Raw genomic sequence first — 15,563 nt, 5'->3', positions numbered from 1 at the left:
CGGTGAGAACCGGTGGGGACGATGGAGACTTCACAAGGGGGACGTTCAGCCATGTCCGAAAACAACTCCGGCATGTGGGAGCCGGTACGGCCTGCATCGAATCCGCCCGCGGACGACACCGGATCGACCGTCGCCTGGAACGCCGCGCGGCAGGCCCCGTACGTTCAGCCGCAGGGTCCCAATCCGTTCGCGCAGGCCCCCGCCGCCGCACCCGCGCGGCCGCAGACCCAGACCCCCACCCCTCAGCAGGCGCCGGCTCCTCAGCAGGCTCCGGCCGCACAACAGGCCCCCGCCGCGCAGCAGGCTCCGGCACCTCAGCCGGCGGCGTTCACGCCCCCTCAGCAGCCGGTCCGGCAGACACCCCAGCGCCCCGTTCAGCAGACACCTCAGCCGGGTGCGTTCGCGCCCCAGCAACCCGCGAATCGTCCGAACAACACGAACGCCGATCAGCAGTACGCGGTCTCGGCCCGTGACCTGTCGACGTCGCTACTCCTCAAGCAGGTCAAGCCGGCCCCGACCACGGGGTGGCGCAAGGCGCTGTACCGAGTGTCCGGCCGCTACGTCAACGTCGGGAACAGCGCGAAGGAACAGCGCCGGATCGAGCTGACCAAGCAGGTCAACCAACCGCTGCAGGGGTGCTACAAGATCGCGCTGCTCAGCCTCAAGGGCGGGGTCGGCAAGACCACGACCACCGCGACCCTCGGCTCCACGTTCGCGTCACTGCGCGGCGACCGCGTCATCGCCGTCGACGCCAACCCCGACCGCGGCACGTTGAGTCAGAAAATTCCCCTCGAGACGCCCGCGACGGTGCGGAACCTGCTGCGCGACGAGCAGAGCATCGAAAAATACAGCGACGTCCGCAGTTACACGTCGCAGAGCAGGCACCGCCTCGAGGTGCTCGCGTCCGACAGCGACCCGGCCGTCTCGGAGGCGTTCAGCGCCGACGACTACGCCCGGACCGTCACGATGCTCGAGAAGTTCTACAGCATCGTCCTCACCGACTGCGGCACCGGACTGATGCACTCCGCGATGCAGACCATCCTCGAAGAGGCCGACGCGCTCGTGGTTGTCAGTTCGGGATCCGTCGACGGCGCCCGAAGCGCCTCGGCGACACTCGACTGGCTCGACGCCCACGGATACCGCGAACTCGTGGCCCGGTCGGTGGCCGTCGTCAATGCGGTGCGCCCGAGGTCGGGCAAGGTGGATCTGCCGAAGGTCGTCGAGCACTTCGAGCAGCGATGCCGCCTGGTGCGGCTGATTCCGTTCGACCCGCACCTCGAAGAGGGCGCCGAGATCGAACTCGAGCGGCTGCGCCCGAAGACGCGCAACGCACTCCTCGAACTGGCCGCCGCGGTGGCCTCCGACTTCCCGGCGTCGAGTTTCGCGCTACAGGACCGTCGCTGAGGCAGTGACACCGATGGTGCCGGCTCGACCGGCACCACGGCTGTTGCTCATCCGGCCGGGTCCGCCGGACCGGCATCGGGTTCGTCGGACTTCTTCCGACGCGTCTCCCGATCCACCTTCCACAGGAAATCCGGATCGTCGTCCGGTCCCTGCACCCGCGTGCTCAGCATGGGCCGCGTGTTCGGGCCGAACGCCTTCCACATCAGGACCGCCACTGTCACGAGCCCGATGAGTGCCAACAGATAGATCACCGCGCACCTCCTTACACCGCACGAGGGTAGCCGGTACTCCTCGAGCGTAGCCGCGTCGGCGGCAGAGGGCACCTACCCGGGTCGCGGGGCGTCCGGGCAGTGCGGTCGCGGTCGGGCCCTACGGTCGGCCTGCACCCGCCTCCGTGGTCAGGGAGCGGAGCAACTGCATGACCTCGGCCTCCCGGAAGCGGCGGTGCCCACCGGGGGTGCGCAGTGATCCGAGCCGGCCCGCGTGCGCCCAACGCGTCACGGTCTTCGGGTCGACATGGAACAGGGCAGCCACCTGGCCCGGGGTCATGAGGGCTTCGTTGGATCCGCTGAATCCGGGTCCGTTGTAGGTGGGTGCGCTCATCGACGATCCTCCACTGCTTTCGACTGATCTGTGCTGAAGCCGGCCGCTGTTGCGACTGATCTCGGTCATCGTGACATCCGGGACCCCGGGTACTCGAACGATCTAATGTTGGTAAAGGGGAGGTAATAGACAAATCGGATAAGTCGGACGTGTGGGGAGCCCCCTCTGCGATGGGTAACCTGGGGGCGTGAGCGAGTCATCCGAGAAGCCAGAAGACCAGGTCGAGCCCGTAGATTCGAACCCGACAGCGAAGCAGGGCGGGCGGGTGACCAAGGGGCAGCTGGCGCGCGACGTCGCGATCTATTCGATCGCCCGGCTGCTGCTGGTCGTCGTCATCGGCGCCGTCATCCTCGGGGTGGCCGCACTCGTCGGAGTCGCCGTGCCCCTGCTCGTCGCCGCGATCTTCGCGGTCCTCATCGCGCTCCCGCTGTCGCTGCTGCTGTTCGCGAAACTCCGCAAGCGCGTCAACGAGGGAATCGCCACGTTCGACGCGCAGCGCCGCGCCGATCAGGCCGACCTGCGTGCCCGGCTCCGCGGTGAGGGCACGTCCCGGTGACGGTCGACGACTGCGTCGTCATCGACCGGAGCTTGCCGCGGGACTGGGTCGACAACGCCGTCCGCCTCATCGACGCCGACGCGCAGCGCAGCGCCGACACGCACCTGCTGCGGTACCCGCTGCCCGTCGACTGGGGTGTGCAGCTCTACCTGAAGGACGAGTCGACCCACATCACGGGCAGCCTCAAGCACCGGCTGGCCCGGTCGCTGTTCCTGTACGCGATCTGCAACGGCTGGATCACCGAGGGAACCACGGTCATCGAGGCGTCGTCGGGATCGACGGCCGTCAGTGAGGCGTACTTCGCGAAGATGCTCGGCCTCGACTTCGTGGCCGTCATGCCGCGCAGCACGAGCGGCGCGAAGATCGCCCTCATCGAGGCGCAGGGCGGTCGCTGCCACTTCATCGACCACCCGCCGGAGATCTACAGCGAGGCCCGTCGGCTCGCCGCGGAGACGAACGGTCACTTCATGGACCAGTTCACGCACGCGGAACGGGCCACCGACTGGCGGGGCAACAACAACATCGCCGAGTCGATCTTCCAGCAGATGATTCAGGAAGAGCACCCGGTGCCGGAGTGGCTCGTCATGAGCGCCGGGACCGGCGGCACGAGCGCGACGCTGGGCCGGTACATCCGCTACCGCAGGCACGCGACCCGCCTCCTCGTCGTGGACCCCGAGAACTCCGCGTTCTTCGGCGGCTACGAGAACAACTCCTGCGAGTTCGCCACGGGAATGCCGTCGCGGATCGAGGGCATCGGCCGGCCGCGGGTGGAGCCGTCCTTCGTCGGGCAGGTCATCGACCGCATGATGCGGGTGCCCGACGCTGCGTCCATCGCGACGGCCCGGCACGCCAGTGCGGTGCTGGGCCGCCGGGTCGGCGGGTCGACGGGCACGAACCTGTGGGGTGCATTCACCGTCGTCGCGCAGATGCTCGCGGCCGGTCGGTCCGGCAGTGTCGTCACCGTTCTGTGCGACGGCGGCGAACGGTACGCCGACACCTACTTCGACGACGACTGGGTGGCCGGGGAGGGCATCGACCTCTCGGGTCCGACCGCGGTGCTCGACCGATTCGCGGCGACCGGGGAGTGGCCCGGTCAGCCCGGCTGAGGCGCGGGTGCGGCGGTGCGCACCGCCGCGGTCACCGCGCGGGACATCGTGACCCGCGGCCACGCGGCGAGACCGTGCCGGGCCTCGTCGTCGCGGATGCGTGACAGGCCCGGTGTGAGGTCGGTCTCCGGCAGGGGGCGGAAACCCAGCCGCTCGTAATAGGGGGCGTTCCACGGGACGTCGACGAACGTGGTGAGGGTGAGGGCGGGCAGTCCGCGGACGGCCGCCCACGACGAGATCTCGTCGAGCAGCAGCGCGCCGAGGCCCTGACGGGCGTGGCCGGGGTGGACCGACACCTGCTCGATGTGGGCGCCGCCGTCGACGACGGCGACGAGTGCGTAGGCCACCGGGGCGTCGTCTGCGTCGACCGCGACCCAAATGCATTCCAGCTGGAGGTATTCGGTCAGCTCGTCGAGTGAGAACGGAGGATCGTCGGCGACGGCGTCCATTCCGATGTCACGAAACGGCGCACCCGCCGCGATTTCGATCTCTTGCAGAGCGGGAAGGTCGGTGGAAATGGCCGTGCGGATCACAGGTCTTTTGTACCCGAAATCGTGCTGTTCGCACAGTTTCCCTGCACTTTCCCAAAACCTACTCCTCCGTAGGCTACGCAACCGTAGGTTGATAGCCTGGCATTAGGACGACGGAGTGGGGACGCGCATGGACAAGCCCGAGGTGACTCTCGAGAACTACGAAGCGGTGTACGCGTACTACCGCGACCACCGGCAGAATCGGGTGCTCGCCAAGCTGGCGTACGCGTCGCTGTATGCGAAGTACCGGCCGCGGATCGTGTACGCGGACGACGCGAAGGCGCAGTTGGCCGGGCTGGTGAAGTCGGGCAGGGTGCTGATCGTCGCGGCCAATCACGTGACCCACAGTGATCAGTACACGCTGGCGGCGACGGCCTGGAACACGCCGTTGCGCCGCGCGATCGGACGCACCCGGGTGCTCGCGAAAGACGAATTGTTCGTCGACCCCGACCTGCACAAGAAGGTCGACATGATGGGCGGGATCCCGGTGTTCCGCAGCAAGAACTACGGGCTCCGGGCGGTCGCCGACGCGGGCAGGCTCATGATGGACATCTCCGCCGACCGGCTCTGTCGCGGCGACAACCTCGCGATTTTTCCCGAGGGGACGTGCAACGAGGACGACCCGACCCGGCTGCAGCACATCAACAGCGGCATCGGGCACATCGCGAAACGTGCGGCGGATCGCGGAGTCTCGCCCGTGCTGCTGTCCATCGGCATCAGTTACGGGCCGGACGCTCACGGGCCCGACCCTGAGAACGTGAAGTCGGCGAGCGTGTTCGTGTCGGAGCCGGTATTCGACCTCCCGGCGAAACCGATGGACATCGCGCACGTCGTGCAGAAGGACCTGCAGATCGCGGTCGACGGGGCGGTCGCCGCGTACTGACGGCCTTCCCGAGATCTGTCAAGCAGGGTTGACACCTGGTGGGTGTCAACCTAAATTGACATGCATGACCGAAGCAACCACGCTCGCCGCAGCGGCGGGCAGCCCCGACCCCGCCGAGGGGTTGCGGGCCGTGCGTGCGCTGCGGCGACTCCTCGAACGGCTCGAGGCCATCCAGGTCGCCAACGCCCGCGCCCAGGGCTGGTCCTGGCAGGCGATCGCCGACTCCCTCGAGGTGAGCAGGCAGGCCGTCCACCAGAAACACAACCGGAGAGGGAGGTAACGGCGCATGTTCGAACGATTCTCGATGGACGCCCGGGCCGTGGTGATCGGCGCGCAGCAGGAAGCGCGCGACGTGAAGTCACCGCAGATCGGGCCCGAACATCTCGTGCTCGCGCTGCTGTCCGTGAAAACCGAACCCGTCCACGGCATCCTCGCCGACGCCGGCATCGAGGAGGACAAGGCGCGATCGACCGTAGCGGCGCACGGCACCGCCCTGAGCGACGCCGACGCGGAAGCGCTCGAATCGATCGGGATCGACCTCGACGCCGTGCGGCAGAGTCTCGAGCAGAACTTCGGCAAGGGAGTGCTCGATCCGGAACAGCCCTCGGAGAAGCGCGGCTGGTTCGGCCGGAAGTCCGGGCACATCGGGTTCACCCGCGGCGCGAAGAAGGCGATCGAACTGTCGCTGCGGGAGGCGCTGGCGCGCAAGGACGATCACATCGGCGCAGAGCACATCTTCCTCGGGGTGCTGCGCGTCGCCGAGGGCACGACGAAGGAGATCCTCGAGGTGCGGGTCGGAGTCGGCGAACTCCGCCGGCGCGTGCACGCGGCCCTCGACGACCGCGCGGCCTGACCGGTCGCCCGGTTCCCGTTTGTCCGATCGGTGTGCCAGCATGCACGCATGACCTTCTTGGTACGCCTCGTCATCAACGCGTTCGCGATCTGGCTGGCGGCAGCCTGGGTGTCGGGTATCGACATCTCCAGTTCGGGCAACGGAACCGGCTGGGACATCGTGGTGCTGCTCGGCATCGCGCTGGTGTTCACCGTCGTCAACATCTTCGTCAAGCCGCTGGTGAAGTTGCTGTCGCTGCCGCTGCTGATCCTGACGCTCGGCCTGTTCACCCTGGTGATCAACGCCCTGATGCTGTTGCTCACCGCGTGGCTGAGCTCACAGACCGAGTACGGCCTGACAGTCGACGGCTTCTGGACGGCCGTGTGGGGCGGCCTGATCATCTCGATCGTCAACTTCGTTCTCGGCATTCTGCTGCCGGACGGCGACTGACCCGGGACGCTCAGGCGGCCGACAGGGCCACGGCCGTGGCGGCGCCCCAGACCAGCATCGCCAGCCCCGAATCCCGAAGCGCGGGAATCAGTGCGAGACCCAGGCCGCCCGAGCGGACGGGAGCGTTCGCCCGGACGGCGAGGGGCAGCGCGAGCAGTCCGACGAGCGCCCACGGGGTACGCAGCACCAGGACCAGGGTCACGACGAACGGGACCGTCAGCGTGACCAGGTGCAGGATGCGGGTACGCGAGTCGCCTAGCCGGACGGCGAGCGTGCGTTTGCCGGATTCGGTGTCGGTGGGGATGTCCCGCAGATTGTTGGCGACGAGGACTGCGCTCGAGAACGACCCGACGGCGACCGCGGACACGATTCCGGCCCAGTCGATCGTCTCGGCCTGCACGTACTGGGTGCCCAGGACGGCGACGAGACCGAAGAACACGAAGACGGCGATCTCGCCGAAGCCGCTGTACCCGTACGGCTTCTTGCCGCCCGTGTAGAACCAGGCGCCCACGATGCACAGGGCGCCGATCAGCACGAGCCACCACGCGGTGGTGACGGCGAGGACTAGGCCGGCCACCGCGGCGACCGCGAAGCAGGCGATGGCCGCCGCCTTCACCGCCGACGGTTTCACCAGCTTGGAGCCGACGAGCCGCAGCGGTCCGACCCGCTCGTCGTCGGTGCCGCGAATCCCGTCCGAGTAGTCGTTGGCGAAATTGACTCCCACGATCAACGCGAGAGAGACCACCAGTGCCAATACCGCCTTCCACCACACCGCGCCGCCGAGCGATGCCGCGGCGCCGGTGCCCACGAGCACCGGTGCGATCGCGTTCGGGAGGGTGCGCGGGCGAGCGCCTTCGATCCATTGAGCAGCCGTTGCCATGCACCGATCTTTGCACCGAGAGCGAAAGCGCCCGCACCCACACCGAACTTCGAGAAGTTCGCGTCCGCCCGGTGCAATACCATCGAACGCGGTGGACCAGCAGATGAGCGTGGACGAGACGGTGGCACCGGCAAGCGCACCGATCCAGGTCGCCTTGTTGGGTGAGGTATCGACGCGGCGGTCCGGCGCGCTCGCACCGCTGCCCGGCACCCGCGCGCGCAGCCTGCTCGTCGCCCTCGCCCGCGATCCCGGCCGGAGCCGGTCCGCGCAGGCCCTCATCGACGAGGTGTGGGGCGAGGATCCGCCGCGGTCCCCGATGAACGCGCTGCACACACAGGTCTCCCGGCTGCGGGCCGCGTTGCCGGATGGGGCCCTGGAGATCGGCCCGGCCGGATACCGGCTGGCCGTGTCCCGGGACGCCGTCGACCTGACCCGTGCGGAGGACGTGGCACGCCGACTGCAGGGCCGGGGACACGGCGGCGGCGCCGGGCCGGACGAGATCCGCGACGCACTCGCGCTGTGGCGGGGCGACCCGGGCGCCGACCTTCCCGCGGGCGCCGCCGCAACGGAACTTGCAGCGGACGCCGCGGTGATCCGGGGCCGGCTGGAGGCCGCGGACCGGGCGGCGCTGGTGGAAGCCGGAGACTGGACGACCGCTCTGCCGAAGGCGCAGGCCCACGTGCTCGCCGAACCCCTCGACGAGCGGGCGCACGCCGACCTCATGCGCGTGCTCGCCGGGCTCGGCCGCGACAACGAGGCGCTGGACGTGTTCGCGACCTTCCGCAGGCGCCTGGTCGATCGGCTGGGGGCAGACCCGTCGCCTGCCCTCGTCGCGCTGCACACCGAGATCCTGCGCGGCGACGGCGCACCCGAGTCGGACGACCGGCGCCCCGCGGCGCCGGACCGCACGGCGATCGGCCTCCGGGCGGCACCGAACGCTCTGCTGGGGCGAGACACCGACGTGGCGGAGATCGAGGGACTGCTCACGTCCTCGCGGGTCGTGACCATCCTCGGACCCGGCGGTGCGGGCAAGACCCGGCTCGCGCACGAACTGGGTGCGCGGGCCGCCGCGCGGACGTCCGTGGCCCTGGTGGAACTCGCGTCGCTGCGAAGCAGTGAGGACGTCGTGGCGGCGATCAGCAGCACTCTCGGTCTCAGCGAGATCGACATCGCGCCGGGACGGCTCACCCTCAGCCGCATCCATTCGGCGCGGGAAAAGCTCCGGGAAGCGCTGTCGGCGGGGCCGATGCTCCTGATTCTCGACAACTGCGAGCACGTCGTCGGTGCCTGCTCCGAGATCGTGGCCGACCTGGTGGCCGCGGGCGCTCAGCTGACCGTCCTCGCGACCAGCCGATCACCGCTCATGCTCGCGTCCGAGGCGGTGTACCCGCTGCCGCCGCTGGCGATCGACGACGACGATGCGCCCGCCGTGCAACTGTTCACCGCCCGGGCCCGCGCCGTACGGCCCACGGCGCGGCTCGACCCGGAGACGGTGCGCAGTGTCTGCCGCACCCTCGACGGGCTGCCGCTCGCGATCGAACTGGCCGCCGCGCGGGTACGCAGCATGAGCGTCGAGGACATCGGCCGCAGGCTCGAGCACCGGTTCGCGCTGCTGCGTTCGCACGACCCGACGTCGCCCGAACGGCACCGCACCCTGCACGCCGTCATCGACTGGAGCTGGCAGCTTCTGGGCGAGCAACAGCAGATCGCGCTGCGCAGACTGTGCCGGTTCCCGGCGGGGTTCACCCTCGACGCCGCCCGGACGATCGCGGAATGGGACGGCGTCGACGATGTCGTGGAGGCCGTCGAGGGCCTCGTCAACCAATCGCTGCTGTCCGTGTCGGAGACGTCGGACACGCTGCGCTACTACATGCTCGAGACCGTGCGGGAATACGGCGAGGAGCGACTCGCCGAGGCCGCCGAGGAGCCGGAAGTGTTTGCCCGCCAGCGAGTGTGGGCACACGCGTTCGCGTCGGAGGCGCTGGTGCGGTGCCGTGCCGACCAGGTCGCGCTCGCCGACGACATCGACGCCGACCACGACAACTTCCTCGCCGTGCTCCGGTGGGCGGTCGAGCGCGGCGACGCCCAGACCGTCGCGATCGTGTTCCCGGTGCTCGGTGGCCTGTGGGCCATCCGGGGCGCGCACTCGGAGGTGATGAACTGGACGCCGCGGATCCTCGCGGCAACGGAAGACGCGGATCTGAGCGACGTCGACTCGGAATTGGTGGCGTACACGTTCCTGCTCGCGGCGATGCATCTGGTGTTCGGCGGTCAGGCCCGCACCCTCGCCCGCACCCGGACGCGATTGCGGCACCTCCTCCGCGAGCGCGCCGATCTGCCGCCGGTCTCCGCGTTCGCCGTGAATGTCATCCTGTCCCTGGGTTCGGGGCGGCGGCACGCCAGGGCGGTCGCGGAAGGGGTGCGCTCGCACGATCGGGAAACCCATGCGGCGGCGCTGGCGGCGCGAGCCAGCATGCGGGAGAACCTCGGCGACTTCCGCGGTGCCGTGCGCGATGCGCGGGCCGTCTCCGAACTGTGCGCCGCGATCGGTGACGTGTGGGGCACGGCGATGGCGGCACAGTTCCTCGGCTCGCTGTACAGCCAGTCCGGACGCTACCGGGACGCGGTGGGGCTGTATCAGGTCGCGGTCGAGCAGCTGCGGAAACTGGGCGCGCAGGAGGAGGCGAATCAGCTCTGGGGTTTCCAGGCCTCCGCGCTGATCGCGGACGGTGACGTGGAGGCGGGCCGGAAGGTGCTGGCCGAGACGCTGCTCGAGCATCGCGGTCCCGGCGCGGGGACCGACGACCAGCAGGACGAGTGGCGGATAGCCGCCATCGGCAGTCTCGCGGAAGCCGATCTGGAGGACGGCGACGTCGAACGGGGGCTCGCCCGGTACCGGGAGGCGCTGGACCTGATGTACCCCCGGATCACGGCCGCGCCCTACGCCGATCCGTACGGACTCGTGCTGGCGGCCTCGGTGGTGTCCGCCCACGTGCTGCACGGCCGGTCCGAGATGGTGGTGGACACCGTTCCGCAGCTCGCGGAGTGGGCACGGTCCCGGCTGGGTGTGGGCGCATATCCGGATCTGCCGGTCACCGGCGCCGTCGCGGCGGGCATCGGATGTTTCGAGATCGCGCGCGGTGATGCCGACCGCGGTCTCGCGCTGCTGGCACTGTCCGTCCCGGCGCGCGCCCGGCAGGACAGCGTCTCGCTGCAACACCACCGGCACGTCGCGTTCGCACTCGAGAACGTCGCGGCGGACCGCTGGACGTCGGCGCAGGCGAGGTTCGGCGCGTGGTCACGTCGCGCGGTGCACACCGAGATTCTGGATGTGCTCGCCGCCGTGAGTCGCGACCTCGCGTCAGGCGGGCACCCGGCCGCCGACCCGCGTCGCGCAGGAGCGTAAAAGGTCGGTCAGCTCCGGGTCGTCGACCGCCAGCCGTCCCGTCTTCCCGATCGCCGCGAGGCACCCGGTCACCGCGTTCTGCGCGTCGTGCACCGGGACGGCGACCGCGCTGCGGCCGACGCGCACCTCGTCGACCTCGCGGGCCGAACCGGTGTGCCGGACGGCGTCGAGTTCGGTCCGCAGCGCGCCGAAGTCGGTGATGGTCGACGACGTCACCCTGCGCAGGCTCGGCGGGATCAGGTCGGGACGGGACACGAGGAGGACCTTGCCGATGGCGGACGCGTGCAGGTGCGCGGCGATCGTGTTCTCGCCGCTGAGTTCGTGGTCGGGATCGCGGTCGACGAGTCGCACCCGGCTGCCCGCGAACGACGCCAGATGGATCCCGAAGCGCACCTGTTCCCGCAGTTCTTCGAGCACGGCGTGATGGTCGACCGGGTCCGGTGCCGCGTCGGCCCCCGCGAGCTGCCGGGTCCGGCGGCCCAGCGCGAAACCGGACAGATCCGCGATCCGCACCAGATAGCCGTCGGCGGTCAAGAGATTGAGCAGCCGGTACGCCGTGGCCTGGGGGATCCCCGCGTGCGCGGCGATGTCTCTCGCCGTCGCCCCGGACCCGAGTTGCGCGACCGCCTCGAGCAGGGCGAGCGCTTTCTGCACGGCGCGTGGTTCGTGGCCCGCGATCTCCCCGGCTCGGGCGCCCATCACCGGGACCCGGGCGTGCGTCCAGCCGCGGTCAACGCGAGGTTCCCGGCGGCATCCGTCGCGAACACCCCGGCCCCCGGCAGCACGTCGTCCGTCTCCGCGGTGTCGAACACACCCACCGACCGCAGACTCGCCGGGTGGCGCCACCGCAGATACAACTGCCACGCCGAACCCGACAGCAACAGGGCCAGCACCACGGCGGGGACCATGGTGAAACCGTGGGCCACGTTCACGAACAGCATGTAGGCCAGCACGATTCCGCCGGCGGCGCTGCCTGCGACTCCGGCCGAAAGGACGAGGGGTGTGTGCTCCCCGATCCGGCTGAGGAACCGCACCGACGCCACCGCCACCAGCACGTACGCCGCGACCACCGCCGTCCTGGCGATCAACTGCACGTGACCGAACGCGGCCGATTTGCCGACGAGTCCGAACGTCGCGGCACCCGCGCACACGACGCACACGATGACGGCGAGGGCCGCGTACGGGGTGCGGTAGCCGCGGTGCACCCGGGCGAACAGGCGCGGGACGACGGTTTCGATCCCCATCGAGTACAGCAGGCGCGAAGCGGCATTCGACGACGCCATCGCCGACGCCAGCCACGACGTGCCCAACCCGAGGTTCAGGGCGATCACCACGGCCGGGTCGACCCCGGTAGCGGTGCCGTGGAGGTACGCGTTCACCAGGGTGTCGGTGCGACCGGACCAGGCGGCCCAGGCCGAGAAGATGAACAGGCCGCCGCAGATCATCGGCGTGAGCATCACGGTGCGGGTGACGGTGGCGAGCGGCCGCTTGGCCTCGGGGCCGAAGAACGTGGCGCTCTCGAATCCGGCCAGCGCGAACACCGCGGCCAGCGTCATGAGCAGCGGCCCGTAGGCGGAATCGGACGGCGGCACCGCGGCGTGCTGGCCGCCCGCGCCGGTCACGATCATCAGGCCGGCGATGAACAGCAACGAGCACGATTCGACGGCGAGGATGGCGAGCGCCGCGAACCGGACCCCACGGACCAGGCAGCCGAGGATCACGAGCGCGATCCCGGCATACACGAGGAGACGTTCGGCGGGCCCGCGCAACTCCACTCCGAAGAAGCCGAGCGTCGCGATCACGGCCTGGCCGCCGTGATACAGCGTCATCACCGCACTGCCCACGTACTTGGTCAGCATCGCGACACCCGCCGTCAGCGCGGCCCGGGTGCCGAGACCCTGGAACACGAAACTGTAGAGGCCCCCTGCGGCCGCCATGCGCCGCGTGAACTGCGAGACGCACACCGCGATCAGGGACACCACCACCGTCGCGACGACGATCGTGATCAGACCGCTGAGCAGCATCTGGTGGGTGAACATGGTGACGGGCAGCACAACCATCGACACCGCAGGCGCCGTCGTCGCCGCCGACTGGGCGAGAACCTCGACACCTGACAGTTGCCGCCTGCCGAGCGCACGTAACGGCGACAAGGCCGCACGTGCGGGCTCGCCGGTGGCGAACGAACGCGCGATGGCGTCGGAAAGTGCTGACATGCGCGTGAAACTAGCGGCGTCGTGTTGCGGCAAAGTTTCGGTTTCGGGTCGAATGCCGACCCGGGAGTGAGAACGGACCGCGGCCGTTCCCGCTCGGTGGCCTCAGACTGTTTCGCCGCCGACAACTTCCCGACTCGCGCCCCTCCCAGGATGAATCCGGACAACCTACCCGGGTCGCCGGGCGCAAGAATGGGAGCGCGAATTGGCATTCACACGAAGATCTTTCATGAAGGGCCTCGGAGCCACCGGGGGCGCAGGACTCGCGTACGGGGCGATGTCGACGCTCGGGCTCGCGCCGTCGACCGCGGCGCCCGCCCGCGCCTTCCAGCCGCTCGCGGCCGGCGACCTCATCGGCAAGGTGAAAGGCAGCCACTCCGTGGTCGTGCTCGGCGGCGGCCCCGCAGGACTGTGTTCGGCGTTCGAACTGCAGAAGGCCGGCTACACGGTGACGATCCTCGAAGCCCGCACCCGGCCCGGCGGCCGCGTCTGGACCGCCCGCGGCGGCACCGAGGAGACCGACCTGAACGGCGAGACGCAGAAGTGCACGTTCTCGGACGGCCACTTCTACAACGTCGGCGCCACCCGCATCCCGCAGAGCCACATCACGCTCGACTACTGCCGCGAACTCGGCGTCGAGATCCAGGGCTTCGGAAACCAGAACGCCAACACGTTCGTGAACTACGCGAGCGACACGTCGCTGTCGGGCCAGTCCGTCACCTACCGGGCGGCGAAGGCCGACACGTTCGGCTACATGTCCGAACTGCTGAAGAAGGCCACCGATCAGGGCGCCCTGGACCAGGTGCTGTCCCGGGAGGACAAGGACGCGCTGTCGGAATTCCTCAGCGACTTCGGCGACCTGTCCGACGACGGCCGCTACCTCGGATCCTCCCGCCGCGGTTACGATTCGGAACCGGGAGCCGGACTGAACTTCGGCACCGAGAAGAAGCCGTTCGCGATGCAGGAAGTGATCCGCAGCGGCATCGGCCGCAACTTCAGCTTCGACTTCGGCTACGACCAGGCGATGATGATGTTCACCCCGGTCGGCGGCATGGACCGGATCTACTACGCATTCCAGGACCGGATCGGCACCGACAACATCGTCTTCGGCGCCGAGGTGACGTCGATGAAGAACGTGTCCGGCGGTGTCACCGTCGACTACACCGCAGGCGGCGCGCGGAAGTCGATCACCGCCGATTACGCGATCTGCACGATCCCGCCGCACCTCGTCGGCCGACTGCAGAACAATCTGCCCGCCGACGTGCTCACCGCGCTGAAGGCGGCCAAGCCGTCGTCGTCCGGAAAGCTCGGTATCGAGTACTCGCGCCGGTGGTGGGAGACGGAGGACCGCATCTACGGCGGCGCGTCCAACACCGACAAGGACATCTCGCAGATCATGTTCCCGTACGACCACTACAACTCCGACCGGGGCGTGGTCGTCGCCTACTACAGCAGCGGCAAGCGGCAGGAGGCGTTCGAGTCGCTCACCCACCGCCAGCGGCTCGCCAAGGCGATCGCGGAGGGCTCGGAGATCCACGGCGAGAAGTACACCCGCGACATCTCCTCGTCGTTCTCGGGCAGCTGGCGGCGCACCAAGTACTCCGAGAGTGCGTGGGCGAACTGGGCGGGCAGCGGCGGCTCGCACGGCGGCGCGGCCACCCCCGAGTACGAGAAACTGCTCGAACCGGTCGACAAGATCTACTTCGCCGGCGACCACCTGTCCAACGCCATCGCCTGGCAGCACGGCGCGCTGACGTCCGCCCGCGACGTCGTCACCCACATCCACGAGCGCGTCGCCCAGGAAGCCTGACCCATTCCCTGAACCAGGAGTTGTGCACTGTGAAGTCTTTTCGTACCAAGGCCGTGACCGCTGCGCTCGCCGCTTCCGCTCTGATCGCCGGGGCGACGTCGTGCTCCTCCGACGAGGCGGCGGCGGAAGCGCCCGGCAGCACGTTCGTATCCAAGTCCGTTCTCGAAGCCGGAGAAGCGAATCCGATGATCGCGCAGGGGGTCGCGATCGGCGGCGGCACCGCCGTCTACAAGTCGAGTGGGATCGGCCCGGGCGCATCCAACAAGGCTGCACCCGAGGGCACCCCCGAGTCGTACATCGACACCGACGTCTTCTCCGGTGGCGCACTCCCGGCCGGCGTCACGATCACCGAGGCGCAGGGCATCAACGCGCTGAAGCGGATTCGCGACAACCTGGAGGCGCAGGGGCTGACACTCGAGGACGTCGTGACCATGCGCGTGTTCCTCGACAACGCCCCCGGCACCGACCGCGCCGACTACGCCGGCTGGAACCGCGCCTACCGGCAGTTCTTCGCGAACACCAACCTCGACACCGGCGACACCGAACTGATCCCGCTCGGCACGGCGGAACCGGCCGCCCCGATGGAACGGAACTCCGCGCGGCCCAGCCGGTTCGCGCTCGAGGTCGCGAGCCTGCCCGCCGCGGGATGGCTCGTCGAGGTCGAGGTGGACGCCGTCTACCCCGACGGTGAGGAGCCGCAGTAGTGGGGGCGCTGAGCCCGAGTCACTGGGCGATCATCGCGGTGGTGCTCGTGGTGCTGTTCGGGTCGAAGAAGCTCCCGGACGCCGCCCGCGGCCTGGGACGGTCGATGCGGATCCTCAAGACCGAGGTGGGGGAGTTGCAGGCGGACGCTCCCGAACTGGAGAAATAGGCGAAGCGAGCCGGTGGACCCC

Annotated in this window: 17 protein-coding genes; 11 read left to right on the top strand and 6 right to left on the bottom strand. The window is 69.3% G+C overall.

Features of this window, described 5'->3' with window-relative positions; genetic code table 11:
• Positions 1-51 precede the first annotated feature (51 nt).
• Positions 52-1,404, top strand: coding sequence for a MinD/ParA family protein (locus I1A62_RS16895; protein WP_219459223.1), 1,353 nt, complete (start codon positions 52-54; stop codon positions 1,402-1,404).
• Positions 1,405-1,451: 47 nt separating this feature from the next.
• On the opposite strand, the gene I1A62_RS16890 is transcribed toward I1A62_RS16895, so the two are convergent.
• Positions 1,452-1,655 carry a hypothetical protein gene (locus tag I1A62_RS16890; protein ID WP_124395104.1) on the bottom strand — a complete coding sequence of 68 codons (204 nt, stop codon included), beginning with the start codon at positions 1,653-1,655 and terminating at the stop codon, positions 1,452-1,454.
• A 118-nt stretch (positions 1,656-1,773) separates the two neighbouring features.
• Positions 1,774-2,007: a BldC family transcriptional regulator gene (locus I1A62_RS16885; protein ID WP_124395103.1), complete on the bottom strand. Its 234-nt coding sequence runs from the start codon at positions 2,005-2,007 to the stop codon at positions 1,774-1,776.
• A gap of 187 nt (positions 2,008-2,194) precedes the next feature.
• Here I1A62_RS16885 and I1A62_RS16880 point away from each other — a divergent pair, with 187 nt between their 5' ends.
• Together I1A62_RS16880 and I1A62_RS16875 are read left to right on the top strand one after the other, a co-directional pair.
• Positions 2,195-2,563, top strand: coding sequence for a DUF4229 domain-containing protein (locus I1A62_RS16880; RefSeq protein ID WP_219459222.1), 369 nt, complete (start codon positions 2,195-2,197; stop codon positions 2,561-2,563).
• A complete protein-coding gene (locus tag I1A62_RS16875; RefSeq protein WP_219459221.1) occupies positions 2,560-3,669 on the top strand; it encodes a PLP-dependent cysteine synthase family protein in 1,110 nt (369 codons plus the stop codon). The genes I1A62_RS16880 and I1A62_RS16875 overlap by 4 nt, the downstream gene beginning before the upstream one ends.
• On the opposite strand, the gene I1A62_RS16870 is transcribed toward I1A62_RS16875, so the two are convergent.
• Positions 3,657-4,202 carry a GNAT family N-acetyltransferase gene (locus tag I1A62_RS16870; RefSeq protein WP_124395100.1) on the bottom strand — a complete coding sequence of 182 codons (546 nt, stop codon included), beginning with the start codon at positions 4,200-4,202 and terminating at the stop codon, positions 3,657-3,659. The genes I1A62_RS16875 and I1A62_RS16870 overlap by 13 nt on opposite strands.
• A 127-nt stretch (positions 4,203-4,329) precedes the next feature.
• On the opposite strand from I1A62_RS16870, the gene I1A62_RS16865 reads away from it, so the two are divergent.
• From I1A62_RS16865 to I1A62_RS16850, 4 genes are all read left to right on the top strand, one after another.
• Positions 4,330-5,082: a 1-acyl-sn-glycerol-3-phosphate acyltransferase gene (locus tag I1A62_RS16865; protein WP_218272551.1), complete on the top strand. Its 753-nt coding sequence runs from the start codon at positions 4,330-4,332 to the stop codon at positions 5,080-5,082.
• Positions 5,083-5,146: 64 nt separating this feature from the next.
• Positions 5,147-5,362 carry a hypothetical protein gene (locus I1A62_RS16860; protein WP_005258323.1) on the top strand — a complete coding sequence of 72 codons (216 nt, stop codon included), beginning with the start codon at positions 5,147-5,149 and terminating at the stop codon, positions 5,360-5,362.
• A gap of 6 nt (positions 5,363-5,368) precedes the next feature.
• Positions 5,369-5,935, top strand: a complete 567-nt coding sequence (locus I1A62_RS16855; RefSeq protein ID WP_219459220.1) for a Clp protease N-terminal domain-containing protein — start codon at positions 5,369-5,371, stop codon at positions 5,933-5,935.
• Positions 5,936-5,983: 48 nt separating this feature from the next.
• The gene (locus I1A62_RS16850; protein ID WP_072939943.1) at positions 5,984-6,364 is read left to right on the top strand and encodes a phage holin family protein; all 381 of its coding nucleotides are present in this window, start codon (positions 5,984-5,986) and stop codon (positions 6,362-6,364) included.
• 10 nt (positions 6,365-6,374) lie between these two features.
• Here the strand turns inward: I1A62_RS16850 and I1A62_RS16845 are convergent, their stop codons facing one another.
• A complete protein-coding gene (locus tag I1A62_RS16845; RefSeq protein WP_124395097.1) occupies positions 6,375-7,244 on the bottom strand; it encodes a 1,4-dihydroxy-2-naphthoate polyprenyltransferase in 870 nt (289 codons plus the stop codon).
• Between the two features lie 103 nt (positions 7,245-7,347).
• Between I1A62_RS16845 and I1A62_RS16840 the strand changes: the two genes are divergently transcribed.
• Complete coding sequence (locus I1A62_RS16840; protein WP_219461230.1) at positions 7,348-10,650, top strand: BTAD domain-containing putative transcriptional regulator; 3,303 nt, start codon at positions 7,348-7,350, stop codon at positions 10,648-10,650.
• Here the strand turns inward: I1A62_RS16840 and I1A62_RS16835 are convergent.
• Entirely contained in the window at positions 10,606-11,349 is a 744-nt protein-coding gene (locus tag I1A62_RS16835) for an IclR family transcriptional regulator (protein WP_219459219.1), read from the bottom strand. The two genes, I1A62_RS16840 and I1A62_RS16835, sit on opposite strands and share 45 nt — an antisense overlap.
• Complete coding sequence (locus I1A62_RS16830; protein ID WP_219459218.1) at positions 11,349-12,863, bottom strand: APC family permease; 1,515 nt, start codon at positions 12,861-12,863, stop codon at positions 11,349-11,351. The genes I1A62_RS16835 and I1A62_RS16830 overlap by 1 nt, the downstream gene beginning before the upstream one ends.
• Before the next feature lie 226 nt (positions 12,864-13,089).
• On the opposite strand from I1A62_RS16830, the gene I1A62_RS16825 reads away from it, so the two are divergent.
• The 3 genes from I1A62_RS16825 to tatA are packed head-to-tail and all read left to right on the top strand — an operon-like array spanning position 13,090 to position 15,541.
• On the top strand, positions 13,090-14,670 hold the full coding sequence (locus I1A62_RS16825; protein ID WP_219459217.1) for an FAD-dependent oxidoreductase: 1,581 nt from the start codon (positions 13,090-13,092) through the stop codon (positions 14,668-14,670).
• 29 nt (positions 14,671-14,699) lie between these two features.
• Positions 14,700-15,374: a Rid family hydrolase gene (locus I1A62_RS16820; protein WP_219459216.1), complete on the top strand. Its 675-nt coding sequence runs from the start codon at positions 14,700-14,702 to the stop codon at positions 15,372-15,374.
• On the top strand, positions 15,374-15,541 hold the full coding sequence (tatA, locus tag I1A62_RS16815) for a Sec-independent protein translocase subunit TatA (protein ID WP_005252050.1): 168 nt from the start codon (positions 15,374-15,376) through the stop codon (positions 15,539-15,541). Before I1A62_RS16820 ends, tatA begins: the two co-directional genes overlap by 1 nt.
• Positions 15,542-15,563 lie beyond the last annotated feature (22 nt).

The organism is Rhodococcus sp. USK10, assembly GCF_019378875.1.
GTDB lineage: Bacteria > Actinomycetota > Actinomycetes > Mycobacteriales > Mycobacteriaceae > Rhodococcus_F > Rhodococcus_F pseudokoreensis.
This window is presented reverse-complemented; position numbering and strand designations above follow the sequence as displayed.